This is a genomic window from Streptomyces sp. NPDC001781, assembly GCF_053596035.1.
This window is the reverse complement of sequence record NZ_JBSFFI010000078.1, coordinates 1-2,465: the sequence shown is the minus strand read 5'-3', so window position 1 is coordinate 2,465 and position 2,465 is coordinate 1. Positions and strand designations below refer to the sequence as shown.

The following is a 2,465-nucleotide window of genomic DNA, read 5'->3' as shown; positions in this document are numbered from 1 at the left end:
TCCGACGCTCCCACGGCTTGTAGGCACACGGTTTCAGGTACTATTTCACTCCGCTCCCGCGGTACTTTTCACCATTCCCTCACGGTACTATCCGCTATCGGTCACCAGGGAATATTTAGGCTTAGCGGGTGGTCCCGCCAGATTCACACGGGATTTCTCGGGCCCCGTGCTACTTGGGTGTCTCTCAAACGAGCCGCTGACGTTTCGACTACGGGGGTCTTACCCTCTACGCCGGACCTTTCGCATGTCCTTCGCCTACATCAACGGTTTCTGACTCGTCCTGTCGCCGGCAGACGACAGAAGAGAGATCCCACAACCCCGCACACGCAACCCCTGCCGGGTCTCACACGTATACGGTTTGGCCTCATCCGGTTTCGCTCGCCACTACTCCCGGAATCACGGTTGTTTTCTCTTCCTGAGGGTACTGAGATGTTTCACTTCCCCTCGTTCCCTCCACACTGCCTATGTGTTCAGCAGCGGGTGACAGCCCATGACGACTGCCGGGTTTCCCCATTCGGAAACCCCCGGATCAAAGCCTGGTTGACGGCTCCCCGGGGACTATCGTGGCCTCCCACGTCCTTCATCGGTTCCTGGTGCCAAGGCATCCACCGTGCGCCCTTAAAAACTTGGCCACAGATGCTCGCGTCCACTGTGCAGTTCTCAAACAACGACCAGCCACCCATCACCCCGAACCAACCGGTTCGAGTGCACTGGGGCCGGCAACTGAGGAGAAGATCAGATCATTCCCTCAGACACCCAACAGCGTGCCCGACACCCTTCCCCGCTCATCCGTTCCACGCCGAAGCAGTACTAGGAGAAGCCAGTGAAGTGTGCCGAATAGTCAACGTTCCACCCATGAGCAACCAGCATCGAACATTCGCCGATGTACTGGCCTCTGGACCGCTAGGCGGCCTAGAAGTGCTCCTTAGAAAGGAGGTGATCCAGCCGCACCTTCCGGTACGGCTACCTTGTTACGACTTCGTCCCAATCGCCAGTCCCACCTTCGACAGCTCCCTCCCACAAGGGGTTGGGCCACCGGCTTCGGGTGTTACCGACTTTCGTGACGTGACGGGCGGTGTGTACAAGGCCCGGGAACGTATTCACCGCAGCAATGCTGATCTGCGATTACTAGCGACTCCGACTTCATGGGGTCGAGTTGCAGACCCCAATCCGAACTGAGACCGGCTTTTTGAGATTCGCTCCACCTCACGGTATCGCAGCTCATTGTACCGGCCATTGTAGCACGTGTGCAGCCCAAGACATAAGGGGCATGATGACTTGACGTCGTCCCCACCTTCCTCCGAGTTGACCCCGGCGGTCTCCCGTGAGTCCCCAGCACCACAAGGGCCTGCTGGCAACACGGGACAAGGGTTGCGCTCGTTGCGGGACTTAACCCAACATCTCACGACACGAGCTGACGACAGCCATGCACCACCTGTACACCGACCACAAGGGGGGCACCATCTCTGATGCTTTCCGGTGTATGTCAAGCCTTGGTAAGGTTCTTCGCGTTGCGTCGAATTAAGCCACATGCTCCGCCGCTTGTGCGGGCCCCCGTCAATTCCTTTGAGTTTTAGCCTTGCGGCCGTACTCCCCAGGCGGGGCACTTAATGCGTTAGCTGCGGCACGGACAACGTGGAATGTTGCCCACACCTAGTGCCCACCGTTTACGGCGTGGACTACCAGGGTATCTAATCCTGTTCGCTCCCCACGCTTTCGCTCCTCAGCGTCAGTATCGGCCCAGAGATCCGCCTTCGCCACCGGTGTTCCTCCTGATATCTGCGCATTTCACCGCTACACCAGGAATTCCGATCTCCCCTACCGAACTCTAGCTAGCCCGTATCGACTGCAGACCCGAGGTTAAGCCTCGGGCTTTCACAATCGACGTGACAAGCCGCCTACGAGCTCTTTACGCCCAATAATTCCGGACAACGCTTGCGCCCTACGTATTACCGCGGCTGCTGGCACGTAGTTAGCCGGCGCTTCTTCTGCAGGTACCGTCACTTTCGCTTCTTCCCTGCTGAAAGAGGTTTACAACCCGAAGGCCGTCATCCCTCACGCGGCGTCGCTGCATCAGGCTTTCGCCCATTGTGCAATATTCCCCACTGCTGCCTCCCGTAGGAGTCTGGGCCGTGTCTCAGTCCCAGTGTGGCCGGTCGCCCTCTCAGGCCGGCTACCCGTCGTCGCCTTGGTGAGCCGTTACCTCACCAACAAGCTGATAGGCCGCGGGCTCATCCTTCACCGCCGGAGCTTTTAACCGCAGACCATGCGATCCGCAGTGTTATCCGGTATTAGACCCCGTTTCCAGGGCTTGTCCCAGAGTGAAGGGCAGATTGCCCACGTGTTACTCACCCGTTCGCCACTAATCCCCACCGAAGTGGTTCATCGTTCGACTTGCATGTGTTAAGCACGCCGCCAGCGTTCGTCCTGAGCCAGGATCAAACTCTCCGTGAATGTTTACCGGT

The 2,465-nt window shown here is 58.4% G+C and carries 2 rRNA genes; both read right to left on the bottom strand.

What is annotated here, in order from left to right:
- Positions 1-632: ribosomal RNA gene (locus ACWCV3_RS28680) — 23S ribosomal RNA — on the bottom strand; the annotation flags it as partial.
- 297 nt (positions 633-929) lie between these two features.
- Positions 930-2,454, bottom strand: a 16S ribosomal RNA gene (locus ACWCV3_RS28675).
- Positions 2,455-2,465: the final 11 nt, after the last annotated feature.